The 23,212-nt window shown below is 60.2% G+C and carries 23 protein-coding genes; 4 read left to right on the top strand and 19 right to left on the bottom strand.

Annotation, left to right across the window (positions count from 1 at the left end; all coding sequences use genetic code 11):
* From KBF66_RS00615 to KBF66_RS00600, 4 genes are all read right to left on the bottom strand, one after another.
* Positions 1–2,191: ATPase, T2SS/T4P/T4SS family (locus KBF66_RS00615; RefSeq protein ID WP_296650351.1), on the bottom strand; the 2,191-nt coding region annotated here is incomplete at its 3' end.
* Between the two features lie 18 nt (positions 2,192–2,209).
* Positions 2,210–2,881, bottom strand: coding sequence for an FHA domain-containing protein (locus KBF66_RS00610; protein WP_296650347.1), 672 nt, complete (start codon positions 2,879–2,881; stop codon positions 2,210–2,212).
* A gap of 44 nt (positions 2,882–2,925) precedes the next feature.
* On the bottom strand, positions 2,926–3,687 hold the full coding sequence (locus KBF66_RS00605; RefSeq protein ID WP_296650344.1) for a Stp1/IreP family PP2C-type Ser/Thr phosphatase: 762 nt from the start codon (positions 3,685–3,687) through the stop codon (positions 2,926–2,928).
* Positions 3,688–3,803: 116 nt separating this feature from the next.
* Positions 3,804–4,427 (bottom strand): ParA family protein, encoded by a 624-nt coding sequence (locus tag KBF66_RS00600; RefSeq protein WP_296650341.1) that lies wholly within the window; start codon positions 4,425–4,427, stop codon positions 3,804–3,806.
* 220 nt (positions 4,428–4,647) lie between these two features.
* Here KBF66_RS00600 and KBF66_RS00595 point away from each other — a divergent pair, with 220 nt between their 5' ends.
* From KBF66_RS00595 to KBF66_RS00580, 4 genes are read left to right on the top strand one after another with little or no spacing between them, the layout of a single operon-like run.
* Complete coding sequence (locus tag KBF66_RS00595; protein WP_296650336.1) at positions 4,648–5,715, top strand: extracellular solute-binding protein; 1,068 nt, start codon at positions 4,648–4,650, stop codon at positions 5,713–5,715.
* Positions 5,716–5,722: 7 nt separating this feature from the next.
* On the top strand, positions 5,723–6,859 hold the full coding sequence (locus KBF66_RS00590; RefSeq protein ID WP_296650332.1) for an ABC transporter ATP-binding protein: 1,137 nt from the start codon (positions 5,723–5,725) through the stop codon (positions 6,857–6,859).
* Positions 6,846–7,736, top strand: a complete 891-nt coding sequence (locus KBF66_RS00585) for an ABC transporter permease (RefSeq protein WP_296650328.1) — start codon at positions 6,846–6,848, stop codon at positions 7,734–7,736. The genes KBF66_RS00590 and KBF66_RS00585 overlap by 14 nt, the downstream gene beginning before the upstream one ends.
* The gene (locus KBF66_RS00580; RefSeq protein WP_296650325.1) at positions 7,733–8,608 is read left to right on the top strand and encodes an ABC transporter permease; all 876 of its coding nucleotides are present in this window, start codon (positions 7,733–7,735) and stop codon (positions 8,606–8,608) included. Before KBF66_RS00585 ends, KBF66_RS00580 begins: the two co-directional genes overlap by 4 nt.
* Positions 8,609–8,748: 140 nt before the next feature.
* On the opposite strand, the gene KBF66_RS00575 is transcribed toward KBF66_RS00580, so the two are convergent.
* The 15 genes from KBF66_RS00575 to eutS all read right to left on the bottom strand — a co-directional run bounded on the left by KBF66_RS00575 (position 8,749) and on the right by eutS (position 23,138).
* A complete protein-coding gene (locus tag KBF66_RS00575; protein WP_296650320.1) occupies positions 8,749–10,227 on the bottom strand; it encodes an amino acid permease in 1,479 nt (492 codons plus the stop codon).
* Positions 10,228–10,351: 124 nt separating this feature from the next.
* On the bottom strand, positions 10,352–10,903 hold the full coding sequence (locus KBF66_RS00570; protein WP_296650315.1) for a BMC domain-containing protein: 552 nt from the start codon (positions 10,901–10,903) through the stop codon (positions 10,352–10,354).
* A 9-nt stretch (positions 10,904–10,912) separates the two neighbouring features.
* Positions 10,913–12,226 carry a 4Fe-4S dicluster domain-containing protein gene (locus KBF66_RS00565; protein ID WP_296650311.1) on the bottom strand — a complete coding sequence of 438 codons (1,314 nt, stop codon included), beginning with the start codon at positions 12,224–12,226 and terminating at the stop codon, positions 10,913–10,915.
* 10 nt (positions 12,227–12,236) lie between these two features.
* Entirely contained in the window at positions 12,237–13,028 is a 792-nt protein-coding gene (locus KBF66_RS00560) for a BMC domain-containing protein (protein WP_296650307.1), read from the bottom strand.
* 1 nt (position 13,029) lies between these two features.
* Complete coding sequence (gene eutL, locus KBF66_RS00555; RefSeq protein ID WP_296650304.1) at positions 13,030–13,686, bottom strand: ethanolamine utilization microcompartment protein EutL; 657 nt, start codon at positions 13,684–13,686, stop codon at positions 13,030–13,032.
* 435 nt (positions 13,687–14,121) lie between these two features.
* Complete coding sequence (eutC, locus tag KBF66_RS00550) at positions 14,122–15,015, bottom strand: ethanolamine ammonia-lyase subunit EutC (protein WP_296650301.1); 894 nt, start codon at positions 15,013–15,015, stop codon at positions 14,122–14,124.
* Positions 15,016–15,027: 12 nt separating this feature from the next.
* Positions 15,028–16,389 carry an ethanolamine ammonia-lyase subunit EutB gene (locus KBF66_RS00545; protein ID WP_296650297.1) on the bottom strand — a complete coding sequence of 454 codons (1,362 nt, stop codon included), beginning with the start codon at positions 16,387–16,389 and terminating at the stop codon, positions 15,028–15,030.
* A 12-nt stretch (positions 16,390–16,401) separates the two neighbouring features.
* Positions 16,402–17,829: an ethanolamine ammonia-lyase reactivating factor EutA gene (locus KBF66_RS00540; protein WP_296650293.1), complete on the bottom strand. Its 1,428-nt coding sequence runs from the start codon at positions 17,827–17,829 to the stop codon at positions 16,402–16,404.
* 544 nt (positions 17,830–18,373) lie between these two features.
* On the bottom strand, positions 18,374–19,858 hold the full coding sequence (locus KBF66_RS00535) for an aldehyde dehydrogenase family protein (protein ID WP_296650289.1): 1,485 nt from the start codon (positions 19,856–19,858) through the stop codon (positions 18,374–18,376).
* Between the two features lie 54 nt (positions 19,859–19,912).
* The gene (locus tag KBF66_RS00530) at positions 19,913–20,197 is read right to left on the bottom strand and encodes a EutN/CcmL family microcompartment protein (protein WP_296650284.1); all 285 of its coding nucleotides are present in this window, start codon (positions 20,195–20,197) and stop codon (positions 19,913–19,915) included.
* Between the two features lie 20 nt (positions 20,198–20,217).
* The gene (eutM, locus tag KBF66_RS00525) at positions 20,218–20,508 is read right to left on the bottom strand and encodes an ethanolamine utilization microcompartment protein EutM (protein WP_296650280.1); all 291 of its coding nucleotides are present in this window, start codon (positions 20,506–20,508) and stop codon (positions 20,218–20,220) included.
* A gap of 44 nt (positions 20,509–20,552) precedes the next feature.
* Positions 20,553–21,614, bottom strand: a complete 1,062-nt coding sequence (pta, locus tag KBF66_RS00520) for a phosphate acetyltransferase (protein WP_296650277.1) — start codon at positions 21,612–21,614, stop codon at positions 20,553–20,555.
* A 5-nt stretch (positions 21,615–21,619) separates the two neighbouring features.
* Positions 21,620–22,309: a hypothetical protein gene (locus KBF66_RS00515; RefSeq protein WP_296650272.1), complete on the bottom strand. Its 690-nt coding sequence runs from the start codon at positions 22,307–22,309 to the stop codon at positions 21,620–21,622.
* Positions 22,306–22,788: a EutP/PduV family microcompartment system protein gene (locus KBF66_RS00510; RefSeq protein ID WP_296650264.1), complete on the bottom strand. Its 483-nt coding sequence runs from the start codon at positions 22,786–22,788 to the stop codon at positions 22,306–22,308. Before KBF66_RS00510 ends, KBF66_RS00515 begins: the two co-directional genes overlap by 4 nt.
* Positions 22,785–23,138: an ethanolamine utilization microcompartment protein EutS gene (eutS, locus tag KBF66_RS00505; RefSeq protein WP_365732522.1), complete on the bottom strand. Its 354-nt coding sequence runs from the start codon at positions 23,136–23,138 to the stop codon at positions 22,785–22,787. Before eutS ends, KBF66_RS00510 begins: the two co-directional genes overlap by 4 nt.
* Between the last annotated feature and the right edge of the window lie 74 nt (positions 23,139–23,212).

The raw sequence follows: 23,212 nt of genomic DNA, 5'->3' as shown, positions 1-23,212 counted from the left end.
GGCCGACCCGGCCTTTGTAGCCGGTCTGGTTGCACTTGTCACAGCCGACATGGCGGTAAAGTCTGATCCGGCCGTCTTCACCATAAAGCTCCAGCCAGCTCGCCATCAGTTTGCGCATCTCGGCGTCGTAGTCAGCCTTCCAGCTGGCCGAATGCCGCAGTTCCTCCACGTACTCCGCGGCAAACAGTTTCAGCTCGTCATCGTCTGGCAGATACGCCTCTTTGCAGGCACACAAACGCTTGGCCAACCGCTGTGCCAGGATGCCCAGCAGTGCATCGGCAAAGTTGAACGGGTCCATACCCATGTCGAGCAGACGTGTGATCGATTCGGGTGCTGAATTGGTGTGCAGCGTGGAGAACACCAGGTGTCCGGTCAAGGATGCCTCGACACCCATCGACACCGTTTCCTTGTCGCGCGACTCCCCGACCATGATGATGTCGGGGTCGGCACGCAGAAAAGCACGCATCACCAGCGCAAAGTCGATACCGGCTTTTTTGTTGACCTGCACCTGGCGCAGCCCCTTCTGGGTGATTTCTACCGGGTCTTCGGCCGTCCAGATCTTCGTGTCGGGCTTGTTGAGGTGTTTCAGGATCGAGTGAAGGGTGGTGGTTTTACCCGACCCGGTGGGGCCACACACGTAAAACAGGCCGTAGGGCTTTTCCACCGTCTGAACGACCCGTGCCTTGTTGTGCGGTGTCAGTCCCAGTTTGTCGAGCGGAATGGGTTCACCGGCGGCCAGAATACGCATCACCACGTCTTCGACGCCACCGGCCGAGGGAATGGTGGCGACCCGCAGCTCGATGTCGATCGGGCCGTATTTCTTGAACTTGATCTTGCCGTCCTGGGGTTTGCGACGCTCGGAAATATCCAGGTCACACATGATCTTCAGCCGCGTGACCATCGCTTGGCGGAAATGCGCTGGCACTTCGATGTAGGGCTGCAATGATCCGTCGATGCGAAAGCGGATGCCGGTCTTGAGCTTGCCAGGCATGGGCTCGATATGAATGTCCGAAACACCTTGTTTATAGGCGTCCATGATGACCTTGTTGACAAACTTGACCAGTTCGTTGTCAGCGGCGGCAGACTCCAGCGCGTCGTCGTTGCCGCCTTCGTCAATGGCACCGCTGTCCATGTCGGCGAGCATTTCGTCAATGCTGCCGCCACTGGCTTCAACACCAAAGATCTGCCCCAGAGTTTCCTTGAACTCGATCTGGGTGGTGACCCGATAGTCAAACTTGCTGATGCGAGGGAACACCTGATGCAGGATGCGTGATGTTCGGACGGCCTCCGGGTCCAGGCACATGACGACCAGCCCCGCAGTCGACTCTTTCAGCGGAATCCAGCCCTGCTCTTCAATGAACTCCCGCTTGAGCGCGCCATGCAGGGTTTCAGAACGAATTCGATCAGGAGACAGCGGCTCATAGGCAACACCAAAAAACCGGGCCAGCGACGGGCCGATTTGCTGCGGTTTGACCTGGTAGACATCATGCAGCATGCGCTCTACGGTCAGCCCCTCTTCGCGGGCACGGTGCAGGCACTGCGCCAGCTCGGTCTCGCTCATGACACCATCCGAGACCAGACCGTCGTACTTGGTCACCATCCGCCGCAGGGTGTTGGCAGCACCCAGGGTCCGGTGACGGATGGCCGTGGCAAGTGTCTTGCACAGCTGCGACACCCCTTCAACCTCCAGATCACCAAAAGGCTGATTGCCTTTGTTGTTGATCACCTGCAACACCCCATACAGGGTGCTGCCTTCAAGAATGGGGGCCACCAGCATTTGTCGGGTCCGGTAACCCGAGCGTTTGTCGACCTCTTTCAGAAAGGTCAGCGCAGGGTGAATCTTCCTGAGCGCCTCCTCGTCATAGACATCCGGCAAATTGACCAACATATGACTGAAGGCCACATATCCGGCAATGCTTTGTGGCGTGATGGGCAACTTGAGGTCACGGCTGCTGTTAAGGCCGGTCTTGACTTTGGAAATGATCGCGTTCTGCTCCTCGTTGAGGACGTAGAGCGTCAACCGATCCGCATTGAACAGCTTGCAGATGTCCTGACTGGCTTCGAGCATGATCTGCTCGATGTTGTCGGTCTCGTGGATACGTGCCGTGACATGTTGCAGCTGCTTGTAGAACAACGCCTCAAAGGTCATGCCGACCCGCTCTGGCGGCAAAGGGCGCAACACCGAGTTCATTCGCGCAAAACCCGGCGTTCAGCGCAGCAAGAACTGCATCTGCGTTCCGGCCAGCACAATCTGGTCTCCGTGTTTCAGCAATGTGGGCTCTTCGCTGGCCGGAATGCCGTTGACCAGAATCCGGTCCATGCCTTCTACATGGTGGACCCAATAGCCGTGGCGCCGTTGGGTGATCGCCGCCACCGACACTGCAGGCTTGCCGACGGTGGTCACCACCTTGGTCAAGGCCATCTCCCGGCCCGCTGCGGTACCCGAGAGGACTTTGATCCAGCCCTGCAGCTCCCGCGCGGGCACAGCCGGTACCACTGCGGCCGGGCTGGCCGCTGGTGCTGGCCGCACCAGCGGGGGCAAGGGCAGCGAACCGCGTTTGTACACCATGGTTTTCTCAAAATCATCGGCTGGCGGTTCGGATTCAAATCTGATCTTGAATTTGCCAAGCTCCAGCACATCACCATGTTGCAGCAACTGCGTCTTGACGGCTTTGGCATCCAGGTAGGTGCCATTGGTACTGTTGAGGTCTTCCACTGTGACCGCACCGTCCGACAGGTGCAAGGCAGCGTGTTCACCACTCACCGTCAGATGCTCGATCACGATGTCGTTATACGGCCGACGACCCAGGGTGGTGCGCGCCTTGGTCAGCTCGACTTCTTTGAGGACAACACCATCCAGTAGCACTGACACCTTGGGCATGAACACCTCCTGTTGGGGAAGTATAGGGTTTTGGGGTAATGCGATCAATCCGACAAAGGCGCCGGGCCAGAGGCCTGAACCAGCACGACGGTAATATTGTCACGCCCGCCATTGGCCTTGGCCTGCTCGACCAGAGCTGAGGCCACGCCTTGCAGCGGTGCGTTCAGCGCAAGTGCCCGGGCCATGTCCGGCAGATCGAGCATATCGGTCAAACCGTCCGAGCACAACAGGTAAATGTCGCCCGCTTCAACGACGTGTCGAAACACGTCCACCTTCACCGTGTCCTCAACACCCAGCGCCCGGGTCAGCAGGTTTTTGCCAGGTGCCACGGCGGCCTGCTCCGGCGTGAGCACCCCGGCATCGACCTGCTCCTGCAACATCGAGTGGTCCTTGGTGATCTGCGTCAGCAAACCCTGTCGCTGTCGATAGCAGCGCGAATCACCGACGTGGCCGAGGATCAGGCTGTCACCCTGAAAAACCGCCGTCACCACCGTGGTGCCCATGCCGATGCACTGAACATCGGAAGTGGCTGCATTGAGGATCAGCTGATTGGAACGACTGGTCAGGCTTTCGATGTCACGTGCAATCTGCTCCAGGCTGCGCGGCTGAGCGCTCGAATTCAGGCGCCTTACCAGTTCACCCTTGATGAAGGTGGTGGCCATGCCGCTGGCCACCTCGCCCGCGTTGTAGCCACCCATGCCGTCGGCCAGCACCGCCACGCCCGATTTTTCATCCAGCGCAAAGGAGTCTTCATTGTTGGTGCGCACCAGGCCTGCGTCACTCAAGGCGTAAAAGGAGTAGTTCATCATGTGATCATCTTCAAAAGACTGCTTGGCCATCATGTTGGCCGCAACAGCGCAGCCACCACCCCCAAACTGTAAACCCATACGGCATCAGACAACCAGCACGAACCTTGAAAAGCCTACGCGGCATCCAGCCAGCGACAGATTGGCTCCCATTGCTGCAAGTCGCGTTGTGCCTGCGCCGTCGGTAAATCAAACACCGTCAAGCCCCGCGCCGCCAGCAAGGGGTAGTTCTGGGTGTTGCGCAACATGGTGAGCAACGGCAGTTCCGTGCGTGCCACAAACTGCCGCAATTGCTCGGCTGAACGGGTGCGTTCATCCACCCGCAGCCCCACCAATGCCACCTGCAGTCGACCCGCCTCGGCACGGCAATCAGCCAGCTCGGCCAGGAAGTGCAAGGTGGCCGTCATGTCAAACACGCTGGCCTGCAACGGGACGAGCAATTTCTGGCCGCGCTTGAGAACGTCCAGCAAGCGTTTGCCACGCAAGCCTGCCGGGGTATCCAGCACCACGTGGGTGGTGCCCTTGGGCGGCTTGGCAATGCGGTCGCGCTCGACCGCCCAGCTGGCGATGGGCGCGGCAGACTCGGGGCGCAACGTCAGCCACATCTTGCTGGACTGCTGGCGGTCAACGTCGCCCAGCATCACCGCGTGGCCCTGGTTGGCGAAATAGGCCGCCACATGGGTAGATAGAGTAGTTTTCCCGACGCCGCCTTTGGGATTGGTGACCACGATGATGGGCATAAAACTCCTGAATCAGTAGCATTAATCGAATATACCGTATGCGCCTGCTGCGAAAACTCACCCCATCCTCAATCACCCATGGCGGCTTGCCATCTCAGCCTGCCAGGCGCCGCGGGCGTCACAAAATTGACAAAAATCTGTCGCACAATCAGCAGTTGCTGTCAGAATCATATCTTTCAGACCGTCATCACCTCTTATCAACTCACTTGAGGACACTTCCATGAAAATCCGCTACTCACTCATTGCTGCAGCCGTTGTCGCACTCGGTGCCTCGGGCAGCTCTTTGGCCCAGGAAAAAACCTTGCGCCTGTTGACCTGGGCTGACTACGCCCCCGCTGACATCGTGGCGCAGTTCGAGAAAGAAAGCGGCTACAAGGTTGAGTTGACCTTGTCCAACAATGAAGAAATGATCTCCAAGCTGCGCGCCACCGGCGGTGCTGGCTTTGACTTGGCCCAACCCTCGCAAGACCGCATCACCGGCCCGCAAGCCGAGTTTGGCATCTACAAGCCAATGGACCTGAGCAAGCTCAAAGCCGAGCTGTTCATCCCCTCCATGCTCGACGCCACCAAGAAAAACACAACTTTGGCTGGCAAGGTATATGGGCTGCCACACATCTGGGGCACCGATGGCCTGGTGGTCAATACCAAACTGGCCAAGATGGACAACTACACGGACCTGTGCAAGGCCGATTTCAAAGGCAAGACCGCCGTGCGCCTGAAACGCCCGACACTGCTGGCCTTCGCATTTGCTTCTGGCAAAGACCCGTTTGCTTTGTATGGAGACGCCAAGGCCTACACCGCGCTGATGGACGAGGTCGGCAAAACCGTGACCGCCTGCAAAGGCAACCTGAAGTTCTTCTGGGACAACAAGGACCAGTTGCTCAACGGCATGCGTTCAGGCGAGATCGTCGGTGCCATGATGTGGGACACGGGTGGCTGGAAACTCAACAACGAGAAAGCTGAAATCCAGTTCATCGCACCCAAAGCCGGCGCACTCGGCTGGATCGACACCTTCGCCATCCCCGCCAAGGGCAAGAACGACGCTGCCGCCTACGCCTGGATCAACTTCAACATGCGCCCCGAGATCGCCGCCAAGGTGGCTGGCTCGGCTGGCAACTTCACCGCCTCCAAGGGTGCAGACCAGTTGATGGATGCCAAACTCAAAGCCCAGTTTGCCGCCAGCTTCCCGGAGGCGGCTCTGAAGAATGTCAAGTGGTACCCAGCCGTACCCGCTGGCATTGAAGACATCGAAGGCAAGGTGCTGGACCGTATCAAGGCCGCTAACTAAGGCCGCCATGGCGAACGCTGCGGCGCAGCCAGACCTGCGAGCAACCCGCGTGGCCAAGCACTACGGTGCTTTCCGCGCCGTGGACGATTTGTCGCTCGAGGTGGCGCGCGGCAGTTTTTTTTCGATCCTGGGGCCCTCGGGCTGCGGCAAGACCACACTGCTGCGCATGATTGCGGGCTTTCTGGAAGCCGATGTGGGCGAGATCCAGATTGGCGGCAAGCCCATGAACGGGGTGCCGCCCAACAAGCGCCCGGTCAACATGGTGTTTCAGCATCTGGCGCTGTTTCCCATGATGAGTGTAGGCGACAACGTCGGCTACGGTCTGGCACGCCGGGGTGTAGCCAAGGACGAGATCAAACGCCGTGTTGGCGATATGCTTGAGCGCGTCAGCCTGGCCGGTGCGCAAAACAAGCGCGTGGATCAGCTCTCGGGCGGGCAAAAGCAGCGCGTGGCGATTGCCCGCAGCCTGGTGCTCGAACCCACGCTGCTGCTGCTCGATGAGCCACTGGGCGCACTTGACTTGAAGCTGCGCGAGCACATGAAGATCGAGCTCAAGCAGTTGCAGGCGGCGTTTGGCACGACCTTTGTGTACATCACCCACGACCAGTCCGAGGCGCTGGTACTCTCTGACCATGTGGCGGTGATGAACCAGGGCAAGTTTGAGCAGGTCGGTACACCGCAGCAGTTGTATTACGAACCGCAAACCCCGTTTGTGGCGGGTTTTGTGGGTGCCAACAACCGCATGGCCGGGCGCGCCACCTCTGTGATCGGCGACCAGGTCAGCGTCACCACAGCCAAGGGTCTACTGATTCCGGCACGCGCCATTGGCAAACTGGCCCAAGGCGATGCAGTCGAGGCCTTTGTGCGCCCTGAAGTTGCTCGCCTGGCGCACGATGCCGCCGTGTTGACGGACGCCGGGCTGCCCAGCTACAGCGCCAGGGTAGAAAGCCTGCTGTTTGACGGTGCCAATTCGGCTGTGCTGTTGCAGGAGGTAGGCACACAGACCGAGTTCCGCATCGCGCTACCGCAAACAGGTGAGTTTGCCCACCTGAGTGTGGGACAGGTCGTGACCTTTGGTTTTGACCCACAACGCGTGGTGTGTTTTGCCGCTGGCACCACCTCCAACGCCCATGTCTTTAGCTGACCCGTCCGATGTGTCGCGCCACTCGGCGCGGCTGATGCTCATGCTGCTGCTGGCGCCGGCGCTTTTGTGGCTGCTCGGGCTGGTCGTGCTGCCACATGTTGAACTGGGCATTTTGTCCTTGCGCCAGCGTGTGGCACCCCGGGTCTACGAGCCCAGCCTGGCGCAGTTCGCCACCTTTGTTGATGAACCGCTGTACTGGCACACCTTTGTGCGCACCGCGCTGATGTCGATTGTGGCCACCGCCATCACGTTGCTGATGGCCTTTCCCATTGCCTGGACGATTGCCAAGATTGCCCGTGGGCGCGTCAAGTCGATGATGTTTGTGATGTGCCTGATCCCGTTCTGGGTCAGCGAGACGGTGCGCACGCTGGGCTGGATGATTTTGCTGCGCGAGTCTGGCGTGCTGCCGGCGCTGCTGGTGAGCCTGGGCGTGACCCCCGCTCCAGTTGAGATGCTCTACCACGATGCCACCATTCTGGTCGGGCTGGTCTATACCTCGATGCTGTTCATGGTGATTCCGTTGATCAGCGCGTTGGAGAGCCTGGACGACTCGCTGATCGAAGCCGCATACGACCTGGGTGGTAACGGCTGGTCGATCCTGCGCCAGATCGTCATTCCGCACGCCGCGCCCGGCATCGTGGCGGGCTGCATCGTGGTGTTCATGCTTACGCTGGGCAATTACCTGACACCGACGCTGCTGGGCGGGAAGAACTCGCAGTGGTTCACCGAGCAGATTTACACCCAGTTCATCACCCGCTTCAACTGGGAACAGGGCGCGGCGTTTGGCTTTTTGCTGCTGGGCCTGTCCACCGCCATCGTCTGGGCCGGCCTCAAACTTAGCGGTCAGAAATTTGGCGAAGTGATGCAGCGCTCATGATTGCCTCATTGCCCCGTCCACTTTGGTTGCGTAGCAGCACCGTGCTTTACGGCGTGGCGTTTTTTGCGTTTTTGTTTCTACCGCTGGTGATTGTTGCCGTGTTTGCCTTCAACGATGCCGCTTACCCGGCACCGCCTTGGCGCGGCTTCACGTTGGACTGGTTCCTGGGCGGGGCCGAAGCCAAGCGGCGCGGATTGTTTGCCGACACAGCCATGCTGGGCAGCATCTGGACCAGCGTGGTGGTTGCGGCCTGGGTCACGTTGCTGTCGGTGCTGGTAGGCACTGCCAATGCGTTTCTGATCGAGCGCACGCAGTTTCGGGGCAAACAGGCCCTGTCGATGCTGATGCTGGCACCGCTCGTGATTCCAGGGGTGATTCTGGGCATCTCGATTCTGGCGTTTGCCAGTCGCATCGCCAACCTGGCCGATGACCTCTGGGGGCTCGAACTCGAATTCTTGCGACCCGGACTGCCGCTGGTGGTGCTGGGGCAGTTCTCGTACATTGTGTCGATCGCCACGCTGACGATCACCGCGCGCCTGAAACGGTTTGACATCACCTTGGAAGAAGCTGCTTACAACCTAGGGGCCACACGACAGGCTGTGCTGTGGACGATCACATTACCCTACCTGAAGCCCGCGCTGATTGGCTCAGCCGCGATCTCGTTCCTGATGAGTTTTGAGAACTTCAACACCACGCTGATGCTGGTGGGATCGGACTCGCCACTCACCGTGATGATGTATGGCCGCATGCGTGAAGGAGCCACGCCGGTACTCAATGCGGTGAGCCTTCTGCTGATGACCGCCTCGGCCGTGTTGGCGCTGACCTTGCTCCGCGGGCCGAAAGCCGCTGAGCACAACGGCGCAGCCAAGTAACGGCTACAATTTCACTACTTATTTTATAGCTTACAGCGCTTATTGAGCTTGGGCTAGAGGCCATTTTTATCAATAACCCAAGCTTTCGTGCGCGGTGGTGGCACGATGGCAACCCCGCTCAATCGTGCAGCGCCGACGTTTCAGGCGTGCGGTTTTTCAGCCATTTCCATCGCAAACTCTTCTTCGGGCGAGAGGATGAGGTGCTTGCGTCCCACCAGTGCAAAGTAGGCAATACCGATGGCAAACCATACCGCCACCCACATCACGCCATCACGGTAAAGCGGATCACTCAGCTGGAAGTAGAGGGTGACAATGGCAATCAGCACGGTTAACCCGGCACCAAACACACCCAAGGGGCTGCGGTAGGGGCGCGGGATGTTGGGCATGTTCTTGCGCAACAAGATAAACGACAAAGCCTGCATGATGTAGGAAAACATGGCACCAAACACAGCCATGTTGAGCAGCGTGCCACCAATGACTGCAGCGCCCTTGTCCGAGCCCAGGCTGAACCACAGCACAAACATCACGGCCAGCGCCACCACAGAGCCCAAAATCATCGCCAGGTGCGGCGTCTTGCGACTGCCATGGGTAATGGACAAGACCGAGGGAAAGTAACCCGCGCGGCTTAGCGAATAGATTTGACGTCCCTTGGCAAAAATGATGGTGTGAAAGCTGGCAATCAAGCCCAGCACGGCGACCAGGGCCAGCATTTTGGCAATGCCGTCACCATAGATGGCTTTGAAACCATCCAGCAGCGGTTCGCCAGACTTGGCCAGCGTGTGTGCACCAATGCCAGCAATCGAGGGGTTGAGCCACAGCACCATGAAGGCAGAGAAGATCAGCGTAAAGATGCCCGCCAGAATACCGCGTGGCATGTCACGTTTCGGGTCCACGGACTCTTCGGCGGCCAGCGGCAGCTGCTCAATGGCCAAAAAAAGCCACACCGCAAAGGGCATGGCCGCCAGTACACCCGTGATGCCCATAGGCAACAGAGGGCCATTGCCATTCTCCAGCAGCGCACCGCCTTCGCCCACATTCATCGCCCAACGACTGAAGTCGATCGTGGGGAAGGCACTGACCCAAAACACCACCAGGCAGGCCAAGGCCAAAAGCGTGATCACAAGGGTGACCTTGAAGGACAGCTCCACGCCCACGATGTTGAGCCCGACAAAGAAGATGTAAAAGCCAATCCACCACAGCGGCAGGTACTGGGTGGGCGTGCCAAAAATGCCGCCCATGTAACTGCTGATGAAATAGACGATGACCGCAGGGGTGATGACGTACTCAACGTTTTCCGACAGGCCAGTCAGGAACCCACCCCATGGCCCCATGGCAGTGCGCGCAAAGGAATAGGCACCACCCGTGTGCGGCAATGCCGGTGACATTTCGGCCAGCGAGAAGGTCAGCCCCAGATACATGATGGCGATGATGATGGTGGCAAACAGCATGCTGCCCCAGCCATTGGCCAGCCCCAGGTTCCACCCCGAGAAGTGGCCAGAGATCACGGCGCCCACCCCCAGGGCCCAGAGCGACCAAACACCTGCGTAGCGGCGCAGCCCACGCTTCTCAAAATAGGCCTGATCAACTTTGGTGTACTGAACACCTGAATGCTCTGACATGAACGACTCCTTGACTCAGTTGAATGAAAACTTAACAGTTCCGCTTCAGAAAGTGGACGCTAGCGGACGAAACGTGGCGGCACGAGAGGAAAGAATGCAAACCGCCTATTGAGCGGGTTAGGCCTCACAGCAGCTGATCGATCAGTTGTTTGCTCGGACGCGGTATCACCACCTGGGACACCAGAAACCCCTTATCACAAGCAATTGCCGCGCCAGCCTGGGTGGCGGCGTTCACATCCGCCACCTCTCCGGTCAGCACGACATAACTTTTGCCACCAATGCCAAAGGCCAGATGCATGCGAATCGGCTCTACGGACGCCGCTTTGACCGCCGCATCGGTGGCCTCAATGGTGGCAGCCACCGAATAGGTTTCGATCACGCTGATGGCGCGCACATTCTCGATGTGGGTACCACCGCTGATGGCGGGCAGAACGGCAGGGTGAACGTTGGGGATGACAAAGCTGTCCACCACCACATCCGGGCACAGCTCGGTACCAGCACCCACCGACTGGTTCACCGCGGCCACACCGCCGCCAATCATCACGATGTATTTGCCGGGGCAAATGCTTTTGGCAAACAGGATTTCGACATTGGCTGTTTTGGCCATGGCGTCCGTTGCGGCAATGCCCTGGGCGATGCTGGTGAATTCAACCAGTCCGATAGCGTGGTGGTTCATGGTCTTCTTTCAGGCAGTCAGGGTGATGGCTTGGGTAGAAACGGCCGTGACGCGCCCGCTGATGCTGGCGTGAATGCGGGCGCCCAGCGCGTCGGGTGGAATCTCGGCCAACAACTGGCCGCGCTGGACCGCATCACCCACCTGCACCACGGGTAGCGCGGGCGCGCCAATGTGCTGGCGCATATTGAGCACCACAGTGGCGGGATGGGTTTCGGTCTCGTCCAGCGGGGCTTTTTTGTTGTAGGGCGCAATGCCCAGACGCGTGATGAGACGCGAGGTGGGCACCAGCCGGTGTTCGGCCATTGGATCGAGCGGGCGCAGATCGCCCACATAGCGCGCACCTTCGGCACGAAATTTTTCTTTCAGCGCCACATTGATGCGCATCGGCGAGATGTTCACCGGGCAGGCCCATTGCTCACATATAGCGCATTCCGAGCAGGTCAGCGCCGACAGCAGCACCGAAGGTTTGCCAATGTCGTGGTAGTTGGCGCTGCGCACAATCAGCGCCGGGTGCAATTCGTGGCCAATCAGGTGGCGCGGGCACAATTCGGTGCACAGGTTGCACTGCTCACACACGGCGCGGGCGATCGCCATCACATCCCGCATGGGCTGGCGATGGCGGCGGATCACGACGTGATCTTCGGGCAGCACAATGATGCCGCCGGTGGTTTTGGTGACCGGCTGATCGATGCCATCCAGCAGCTTGCCCATCATTGGGCCACCGTTCACAAAATACGGCTTGGCGGTGGTGATGCTGCCGGCGCGGGCAATCACCTCGCTCAGCGGTGTGCCAATTGGCACAGTGAGCGTGATGGGGTCGGACACGGCACCTGAAATGGTCAGCGTGCGCTCTGTGACCGGCAGGTTGTGGTCCACCGCCCGCGCCAGGTTGATCAAGGTCAGCACATTGTTGACCGCCACGCCCACATCCTTGGGCAGCGCCGCAGGGGGCACGCGCCGGCCGGTGGCCATCCAGATGGTGATGACTTCGTCGCCGGCTGGGTAAATGTCTTTGAGGATGTGAATGCGCATGTTGCTGGCCAGCAGCGGCTGCACGGCGGCAATGGCATCCACATACTTGGCCTTGAAGGCGATGATGCCTTCGCGCGCACCCACCGCCTGCATGGCCAGCTGCAGGCCGCGCACCAGCTGGCTGGCGTACTTGACGGCGAGTTGTTGATCCACCTTGAGCAACGGCTCACATTCGGCGGCGTTGACCAGGTAGATCTCGGCCGGACTCAGCAGCTTGACATGGGTTGGAAAACCCGCGCCGCCGGAGCCGACCACGCCGGCTTCGCGGGCTTTGAGGGCGATGTCGTTCACGTACTTTTCCTTAAGGGATCATGTAGCGGCTGCCAAGCTTTTTCAGGCGACCTTGGTTGAGGGCGGTGTTCAAAAGCGCATGAAGCGCTTTTTCCGGCAAGTTCATGGTTGCCGCCAGTTGATCGAGGCGTTTGCCGTTGGGGATGGGGGTCAGGTAGGCGAGGAGGGCTTGCAGTGGGTCTGGCGGGTTGACATCGTGATCGTTCTGTCGCGGGGCGGATGGATGGTCCGCTGAATTGGCTGGCTGGCGGTCCGCGTTGTTGATGTCATGCGGGCTGGCCGATAGGTCGTCGTCGGTAGGGTCCGCAGAATTGGGGTCAGAGCCCAATTCGGGGGCGGCTTGTGCATCAAATTGGCTGTTGTTGGCCGAATTGGGATCCGACCCCAAATCTGCTAAGCCGTGCGCCTTATCGACGGGCAACGATTCATGGACTTCCGGGGAGATCGCTACCTCTGGCTGCACGCTGACATTTCCAATTCCGTTTCTGCTGATGTTGCCGCTGGGCTGACCGGTTGGTGCTTTCCAGCGCTGCTTGGCATTTACAAACAGCGCCAGATCCGGTTCGGGGCGGCCAATGACTTTTTCGCTGACCATGGCACCCAGTCGCTCAGCAGCCATGCGGCCGGCATCGATGGCGGCGCGGCAGGAGCCGATGTCGCCCTCGACGATCAGTGTGATCAGCGCAGGGTTGGTGATAATCTGCGTGATCAGGCGCACGTTGGCGGCTTTGAGCATGGCGTCGGCGCACTCAATGCCGGCCACCAGCCCACGCACTTCCAGAAAGCCCAGGGCGTGCTTCATCTCAGTACACCAAAGGTTGCGCTGCGATATCAGCAACGGTGCGGGAAAACGCGTCACAGGCGGCGCGGCACGCGGCTTGGGAGCCTTGCAGGTAGGCACCGGAATAGTTGGTGGGGGATGGCGGACGCACATAACCGGCCAGTCGCACCTCAGCCGCTTTGAGTGCGGCATCCAGACCCACGGCGGCCTCCAGCGGAGGTGCGACCAGATAGGCCATCGAGTCACCTTCCTTGACGCCGGCCACCTCGGCCAGATACGACCCGCAGCGCGTCACCACATGCGACAAAAAGGCCACGGTGTGGGCATCGTTGGCCCACTGAAACGCCGCGCCATCGCGCACCGCGCCGAGTGCCGCGTCCAGCCCCGAGCGCACCTCGGCAGGCGACGGGCCGGCCAGCATCAGGATCACTTCGCCCGCCGTGCTCGATGGGCCGTGCTTGGCACCGGCGTAGAACGAGCTGCCATAGACCACGCGCACATTGGCCTGCTTGGTGGCCTCGTCGGCCGCGATGTAGGCCACGTCGTCCGAATCGGCGGTAAACACACCCAGGCTAAACACACTGTCGTCGAGTTTGAGTTCTTTTTTGAAATCTTCCTGCAGCGACGAGATCAGCCGCACGGCGCAGACTGACACCGGAATTTTTTCAAAGGTGGACATGGCGGACTTTAAAGGTGGCGCAGGGCAGATGCGCGGTGTAGCGGAATGGGGGTCGGATCCCAATTCGGCTCACTGGCGCTGGATAGGCGGGCAAAACATTCCCGAATTGGGCTCTGACCCCCATTTTGCGGGTTTCAGCGCATGGTCCACTGGTCGAGCGCGACGTTGGATTGTTATCAACTAAATAGCTTTTGGCGCTTGCTGTGTCTGGGCTAGAGGCATAAAACAGGCTTGAACTGTCTGCCCGATAACCCGCAGAATTGGGGTCAGAGCCCAATTCGGGGATGCTTTCGTCACGAATCCTAAAGTGCCGGGCCGAATTGGGATCCGACCCCAAATCTGCTACATCGCGCACGCGATCAACGCTGCAATGCATACCCGACTGCCTGATTGGCGGTGGCATTTGGGCCAGCCTTCGGTTTATCGCGGTAGCCTTCATGACCCACCCCCCGCCATTTTTTTGCCCAACGCAATCCCGCTGCACTGTTCTTTGAGCATGCGCGCCGCCAGTTCGGCGATCACGGCCGCCGCTTCAACGGGTGGGGTACCACCCCGGTGGATGTTGGAAATACAGGTGCGCTCAGCCTCCACCGTCTGGCGGGTGGGTTGGTAGACCATGTAACACGACAGGCTCTCGGACTGGCCCAGACCGGGGCGCTCACCAATCAGCAGGATCACCACCCGGGCTTTTAGCAACTCACCAATCTGGTCTTCGACCTTGACGCGGCCAAAACGCACAAACAGCGGTGTGCCGGCCTTGAGCTGCAAGGATTCCATGCCGCGAATCAATGGCGGCACGATGTCGTCAAAGTTGGCCGTGGTGGCCTCGGTGGACAAGCCGTCCGAGATCAGCAACTGCACATCAGGCGCCTGAATGCATTGGGTTTTGACCATCTCCAGCCCTTTGGCGCTCAGCACCCGGCCCAGATCCGGGCGTGTCAGGTACTGGCCTTTTTCCACAATCTCGGTCTGCACCTCCAGCAGCCCGGCGCGCTGCACCCATTCATTTGGGATTTCGCTCAGCACGGTTTCTTTGGAGCGCGAATGATCCGCCAGAAAACGCAGCAGTGACTGGGTGCGCGGGCGCGGGCCGATGCGCCCAGCACAGACGCGGGCGCGGGTGCTGCGGCGCAGTTCGGTCAGCACCTCCAAGCTTTTGGCATCAGCCACGCCGATCCAGGTGCGGGCTTCCTCGCTGCCCAGGTCGGGCAGTTCACCCGGTACTGGCGCATCTGCAGGCGAGACCTCGGTGGACGCGAGTGCGCCGGGGGTTTGTTGCAGCTCGCGCATCACGGCGCGAACAATGTCGGCGATCTGGGCTTCGTTCATGGTGCGCTCCAATCAGAAAAACAGCGAGGGGTCACCCGCGGCGCGGGTCAGCTTGCCGTTCGCCATCAAGCCGCGTGCTTCCAGCCAGTGTTCAAACTCGGGCGCTGGCCGCAGCCCCAGCGTTTGCCGTACGGTGGCGATATCGTGGAACGAGCAGGTCTGGTAATTGAGCATGATGTCGTCACCCAGCGGCATGGCAATCACAAAATTGCAACCGGCCGTGGCCATCAGCATCAACAGACTCTCGTTGGAATTCTGGTCGGCGTCGGCATGGTTGGTGTAACAACAGTCACAACCCATCGAAATGCCCGAGAGCTTGCCCATGAAGTGGTCTTCGAGCCCGGCACGCAGAATTTCCCGGCTGTTGTAGAGGTATTCGGGGCCGATAAAGCCGACCACGGTGTTGACGATAAAGGGCGAATAATGCCGCGCCAGACCGTAGTTGCGCGCTTCCATCGTGACCTGGTCAGCGCCGTGGTGCGCGTTGGCCGACAAGGCCGAGCCCTGACCGGTTTCAAAATACAGGCAGTGGCCACCGGCCACACGCGAATAATGCCGCCCCACATCGGCGGCCTCGTCAAGCATTTCCAACGAAATGCCAAACTCTTTCAAGCCTTTTTCGCTGCCGCAAATGCTCTGGAACAACAGACCGATCGGCGCACCCTTACGCACCGCTTCCATCTGCGTGCTGATGTGCGCCAGCACGCAGCCCTGCGTCGGAATCTGGTATTTCTCAATGACGTCATACACCTGATGCAGGATGCGCGTGACCGACTCGACGTTGTCGGTGACCGGGTTTACGCCAATCACCGCGTCACCCGAACCGTACGACAGGCCCTCGTAAATCTGCGCCGTGATGCTGCGAATGTCGTCGCGCGTATCGTTGGGCTGCAAGCGGCTGCTGAAGCGCCCGGGCAAGCCCAGAGTGGTGTTGGCCTTGGTCACCACCGGCAGCAGCTTGGCACCGTAAATCAGATCGCCGTTCGAGCAGATCTTGGCCACGGCCGCCACCATTTCTGACGTGAGTCCTTTGCGCAGCACCTCCAGCTCTTCGGGTGTGGCGGTGTCGCCCAGCAGGTATTCGCGCAGCTCACCCACGCTCCAACCTTGAATGCGTTTGTAAACCGCCTCGTTCACGTTGTCCTGAATCAGCCGCGTGACGCAGTCTTCTTCATACGGCACCGCCGGGTTGTTGCGCAGGTCGGACAATAGCAATTCTGAGAGCACCTGTTTGGCCGCCACGCGTTCACGCGCGTCCTGCGCGGCAATGCCGGCCAGCCGGTCGCCAGAGCGCGCCTCGTTGGCTTTGGCCAGCACGTCTTTCACACTTTTGAAGGTGTAGCCGTGGCCAAACAGTCGGGTGGAAAGCATCATGTTGGTAGTCCTTCAATGCGGAAAGGCAAGCGACTTGACGGTCACGGGAATGGTGCCGCCGTTGAAGTAACTCTTGCCAATGTCCAGATAGTCGCCAGCGCGGGTGTGGACCTCGTCGATGATCAGCAGCTCGCGCCCGGGGACCAGGCGAAACAGTTCCATGCCCAGCGCCTTGCCCACATCCTGCGAGGTCACCGCCACCAGCGGGTGCGTGCTGCCGGGTTGCGTGCGCGCAAAGCTTTGCAGTTCAAGGGCTGCCTGCCAGACGGTCTGGCAGGTGACGGGGATGTCGTCCGGCAGCGCCAGTGCGTAGACGTCAGCCGCAGCATCGAGATCGTGGACCTTGACGGCCTCCTGCCACGCTTTGTTGAGCGCACCGGGTCGGAACTCGCGCCAGCGCAGGCGCGGGTGCAGCACCGGCAGATTGCGCAGCGGCACACCCTGGTATCTGTTCCAGACCGTACTGCCAGACAGCGTGAGGGTGTGGGCACCCGCACCAATCACCGTGGCGCGCAGGGTTTGGGCGGGTTCCCGCACCGGAAAACCACCCGCAGCCAGTTGCCGTGCCAGCGCCTGCGCCAACAGCGGGCCGATGTCGCCAAAGCGGTAGGGCGATTCGTTGGACGGATGCACCATACATTCACCGACGCCACCCGAAATAAACACCGCGTCAAAACGGTAGGCTTCACGAAGGGCATCGGTCATCAGGAGTTGCTGCGCGAGCGGGGAGGGCTGGGCCCGTATCAGCTCAGTAATCAACGCCGCCATGCGCTCGGCCACCTGTTGCAAATCCTGTGTGGAAAGCTGGGCGGCGGTGCGATCTGCGCCAAACAGCTCGCGCAGGATCAGCGCGGCTGGCGCATGGATGGTGCTGACGCGTCCACTGCCATCGGTTTGGATCAAATGGCCGCCGACGTTCAGGCAGGCCGTATCGATCACCCTGCCGCCTTCAAACACAGCGTAGTTGGAGGTGCCCCCACCCACGTCGATATTTAGCACGCGGGCGGCGTTGGCTTCAGAATACGCCCCTGCGCCAGAGCCGCGTCCGGCAATAACCGACTCCAGATGCGGCCCGGCTGTAGCGACCACAAAATCACCGAGGCCGGCGGCCAGCGACATCACCGTGTCACGCGCGTTGCGCACCTTGGAGGTTTCACCGGTGATGATGACCGCGCCCGACTCCACTTCGCTGACCGTTAGGCCAGCCGATTCGTACTGCTGGCGAATAAAAGCATCCAGCGCCTGTATGTCTACCTGACCGTCAGGCGCAAATGGCGTGAAGATCACCGGGCTGACATACAAAATGTCGCGCCGGGAAAATTCATAGTGTGGCACGCTGGTGGGACCGGCGGTGTTGACGATTTCCAGCTCGGAAAATATCACCTGCGACGTGGTCGTGCCCAAGTCAATGCCGATGCTGCGCAGGAGACGCGTGGTCATGCTGCGGCCCCTGGCGTAAGCGGCACAACGGCATCATTGATCAAGCGACTTTTCGGGTCAGCCTCAAATTCGCAAGCGGCGTAGCAGATTTGGGGTCGGATCCCAATTCGGCCTACTGTCGTTGAGTTCGTGGCAGATGCATCCTCGAATTGGGCTCTGACCCCAATTCTGCGGATTTCAGCGCGCGACCCGTTGATCGGGTCAAGCGATAGATTGATATCAATTAAATAGCTGTGAACGCTTTTTTCATAAGGGCTAGAGGCCAATAAGACGCTTGAATTGTTGTCCGGGTGGCCCGCAGAATTGGGGTCAGAGCCCAATTCGGGGAACGACCGTTGACCGTCCGTAGCATGCGCGGCCGAATTGGGATCCGACCCCAAATCTGCTACAGCGCGCGCCCCATCAACGCTGCTACGTGGTTCAGTTCCACAAGCTGATGCAGGGCTGACGAGTGGCACCGCCTGTCTTGCCGATCGCCTGAAGGTAATCCCCCCTTCAGAACAATCTTCACAAGCGCTGCGGCAGCTATTGCATCCCATGGTTTTCAGACGATGCGGAAGTTATCCACCAGCACACAGCGGCGATGCCGCACAAAGGTACGCGCTGACGTCACGCCTTCACCGGTCGGGGTGGTGATGGTCATGCTGGTCCAGCCTTCGCCACCAAAACCCAAGCCAGCCAGACACGGCCCATTTTTTACAAAGATGCTGGTATTGATCTCGTTGGCCATGCGGTCCAGGTTGTCGAGGTTGCGCGAGTGCATGGCCGCCGTGTGTTTGCAATTGCCTTCCAGCTTCACCGCCAGATCAATCGCCTCGCCCACATCGGCCACTCGGATCACCGGCAGGATCGGCATCATCAACTCGGTCACCGCAAACGGGTGATCAGCCGTGGTTTCGACAAACAGCAGCCGCGTATCTGATGGCACCGACAGGCCAATGGCCGCAGCAATCTTGGATGCATCGCGACCCACCCACTCGCGCTTGACCGTACCCTTGTTGTCCAGCCCCACTTTGCCCAGCACCAGTTCGAGCAGTCGTTTGGCTTGGTCGGCGGTCAACTCCACCGCCTTGTGTTTCTTCATCTCTTCCTTGAGCCGGTCCGCCACCGAGGCCACCACGATGACTTCTTTTTCATCCACGCAGATGATGTTGTTGTCAAACGACGCGCCCCAGACGATGTCACGACCAGCCTTTTCAAGGTTGGCGGTCTCATCCACCACCACTGGCGGGTTGCCGGCCCCGGCAGCGATCAGGCGTTTGTCGGTGTGTTTGCGCGCTTCTTCCACCACCGCTTCACCACCGGTCACCGTCAGCAGATGGATGCCTGGGTAGCTGAACAGGGCTTGCGCCGTGGCGATGTTGGGTTGCACCACCGTGGTGATCACGTTGCGTGGACCGCCTGCGGCCACCACCGCTTCGTTCAGCAGGGCCACGGCGCGCTGCGAAACCCCTTTGGCCGCAGGGTGCGGTGCAAACACCACCGTGTTACCAGCGGCAATCATGCTGATGGCGTTGTTGATGATGGTCGCCGCCGGATTGGTGCTTGGTGTGACCGAGGCCACCACACCCCAGGCGGCGTTTTCCATCAAGGTCAGGCCATGGTCGCCCGACAGCACAGTGGGCACCAGGCATTCCACACCCGGCGTGTGCAGCGCTTGCGAGACATTTTTGACAAACTTGTCGGCCACGCGGCCCATGCCGGTCTCGGCCACCGCCAGCTCGGCCAACTCCTGCGCGTGTTTTTCACCGGCCTGGCGAATGGCAGCCACGACCCGGCTGCGCATGGCTACGCTGCGCATCTGGCGGTAGGCAATGTCTGCCTCAGCCACTGCATCGTCCAACGAGGCAAACACACCCATGGACAAGGGTGACGATGGCGCTGCGTTGAACTTGGGCGCCAAGCCCATCCTGGGTGTTGCGCTGGCTGGCCTGGCGGGCACAACTAGCGACTTGTCAGTGGTGTTGCGATCCATTGACTGCACCACCGCCTTGACAATGCGTTCAATGTCTGCGTTCCCAATACTCACGGGCATCTCCTGCTGCTAGCGCCTGACAAGCCAAAACTGTTGCATGTCGCGCCTTTACTTCCGATAAGTCACCTGGTCTTGCGTGACCACCTGATCAACGATGCCGATCACGCTCAGGTCAATGGGCAAGTCGCCCCCATTAGCCTTGCGCGCCGAGCTGCCACTGACCACCAGCACCCATTCGCCATTGCCCGCACCCACGCTGTCGGCGGCCACATGCCGCACCCCCGAGGGCTGGCCCTGGGCGTCGATAAAGTCAACCAGAAGCAGGCGGTCTTTGCCCAGCCCGTCGCAGCGGACGGTTGACACCACCTGCCCTACCACAAGGGCTAGTTGCATAGCGGATTCCTGTCAGAGGTTCAATCCAGCGGCTTGCCATCGCCCTTGATCGGGAAGATGGATTCGAGGTCACCATGCGGGCGCGGAATCACATGCACCGACACCAGTTCACCAATACGTTGCGCCGCAGCGGCACCCGCATCGGTGGCGGCTTTGCAGGCCGCCACATCGCCCCGCACCATGGCGGTGACCAGGCCGCCACCAATTTGCTGGAAACCAACCAGCTTGACACGCGCTGCCTTGACCATGGCGTCGCTCGCCTCGATCAGTGCAACCAGTCCCTTTGTTTCGATCATGCCAAGTGCTTCCATTTGTTTTCTCCTAGTTAGTGAGGTGGGTACAACGAACAACAAAATCAGACCAGTTCGGGCCGTCGGGGTCGACCGGTTTCTCGGGCCAGCGTGGAGGTTTGGGATGACCGGTGGTGCGCCCGATCGGCCCCGATGGGTGCCATCTTCATGGCCAGCAGCGTCACCTGAACAATGTCACTGGCACTGCAGCCACGTGACAAATCGTGCATGGGTCGCTGCAGCCCCTGGATCATCGGCCCCAGCGCGGTGTAACCGCCCAGGCGCTCGGCAATCTTGTAGGCAATATTGCCTTCAGACAGCGACGGAAAGATAAACACATTGGCCTTGCCGGCGACCGGGCTGTCGGGGGCTTTACGCGCCGCCACCGCGGGCACAAAAGCCGCATCAAACTGCAGCTCACCGTCAATCAGCAAGTCAGGCCGCCGGGTTTTGGCCAGGGCCGTGGCCTGCGCCACCAGTTCAGCCGAGGCGTGCTTGGCACTGCCCAGGGTCGAGAATGACAACATCGCCACACGCGGCTGCTCGCCCGTGACATTGGCAAACGTGGCCGCCGTGCTGATGGCAATGTCGGCGAGCTGCTCCACCGTCGGTTTGGGCACCACGCCGCAGTCGGCAAAACCAAACACATGCGAATGGTCCGGCGGCAGCATGAAAAACATCGACGACAGCGTGTGGTTGCCCGCGCTCAGGCCAATCACCTTGAGCGCAGCGCGCAACACCGACGCAGTGGACGACAGATTGCCGGCAATGCAGTAGTCGGCATCACCACACACCAGCATCATGGCGGCAAACCACATGGGGTCCGCCAGCTTGCTGCGGGCGCTCTGGTCATCCAGTTCGGGGCGGCGCTCCCTCAGGCTGGCGGCGTAGGCATCGATTTTGGGGGAGCTGGCTGGGTCAATGACCCGCAGCGCCGGGTAGCCAATACGATGCTTGAAGCAATGGTCGCGCAGTGCCATCGGGTTGGCCAGCAGCGTGGGCCGCGCCCAGCTGCATCGGTTCAAGATGCCTGCGGCCTCGATCACACGCTGATCCAACGCGTCGGGGAACACCACCCGGGCCGGATGGGCACGTGCCCAGTCTTCACAGGCTTGAATCAGCTGCACAGTGTTTATCCGGAGTAGCTCAGGTAGAAATAACGGACCGAGCCCGGCGTGCCGATCTTGCCCTGCGTCCCTTTGGGCACCCACATCACATCACCGGCCTGGGCGCTGATCACGTTCTGACCCACATGAAACTGCAACTCGCCTTCGAGCACCAGGTTGATTTCATCGCTGGTGCGGGTGAACGGGAACACATTGCTGGACCAACCCATAAAACCGGATGCGCAAGGCGCGGCGGTCGTCAAGCCCAGTGTCGTTAAGTCGAGTTGACTCATGTTGACCGCGCTGGCGCTGGTTTTGGGGCTGGGGCACAGCGAGGTGATCTTGCGGATTTGTGTGGTCGCAGGGTCAGCGATGCAATCTGCCGCAGTCTCTGACGAATGGGCCGGCAGTGCGCTCTCCTGCGCAATGCGGCGCAGCACTTCGGCCAGCACCGCCTCGCTGGCCGGACCATGGGTCTGGGCTTCGATCACCCTGCGCACCGCTTCCTGATCCACAGAGGTGTCGGGTGAGGCGTCACATGCTGCTGCCGCCACGTCCCCAGCCGCCACCAGCTTGATTTCAACCCCAAGCTCCTTGGCCAAACTGCGCGCCTCGGCAGTCACGATGGCGTGCGGGTCTTGCAAATGAATCAGTTTGCCACCCGTTTTGGCGACAGCCTGCACATCAGCAGCCACGATCAGTTGTTTTTTGCTCATGCTTCCTCCAAAACACCTAGCTCAGGGTCGAGCAGGTGCCGACGAATGCGTTTTATGGCCACCGGGTCGTTGCTGGCCACCGGAAAAATCTGCCCGGCAATCCCCACCTCGCGCAACAAGGTTGTTACGCGCGCTAGGTCCGCGCCGGGCAAGTCCATTTTGGTCACAATGGCATCAATGGTCTTGTCGGCATACACCTCCAGCAAACCATAGGGCAGGCGGCAGTCAAACTTGTCAGCCGGGTGCACATACACCAGACGCTCCACGTCGGCGGCCATGGTGATCAGTGCGTGGTACAGGCGCGGGTGGCTGAAATATTCGCCTGGCGTATCGATGCCGCTGCTGCCCTCAAACTCCATCACCTGGGTTTTGCGAGCCTCTTCATCCTTGCCAAACAACAGGTTGAACAGCGTGGTTTTGCCCGCACCAATCTCGCCGATCAGCATGAAACGCCCGACTTTGTTGACGACTTGGCTCATGTGCGCGAGATCTCGCAGGTGGAATAGCTCATCTGCCGGCGCAAGGTGTTGATCACCTGTTGCAGCGCCTCATCAACGGAAGCCACCGAGCCACAAATCACCAGCGCGCCACTGAATCGGTCCAGAAAACCAATCTCCACATTGGCCGCTTTGGTGGCAATGTCGCCGGCAATCATGGCGGTTTCACCGGGCGTCAGGGTCATGATGCCGATCGCCTCGGCGCCGGGCACGCCAATTTTTTTGCACAGCTCGGTGGTCGGGTTGGCGATGCAGTGCGCGAGCGTGACCTGTTTGCCAGGCACAAACTCCTGGATGATGCGTTCCTTGGTCACAACTGGGTTGGCGTCCATCGGGCTCGATTCGGGTTGGAAGCTGGTCAGCGGGCAAAGATTGCGCCCACCATTACCCGCATTTTGTGAACAGC

Source organism: Rhodoferax sp., from assembly GCF_018063565.1.
Taxonomy (GTDB): Bacteria; Pseudomonadota; Gammaproteobacteria; order Burkholderiales; family Burkholderiaceae_C; genus Rhodoferax.
The sequence above is the reverse complement of the archived record's forward strand: the minus strand, read 5'-3'. Positions and strand labels throughout refer to the sequence as shown.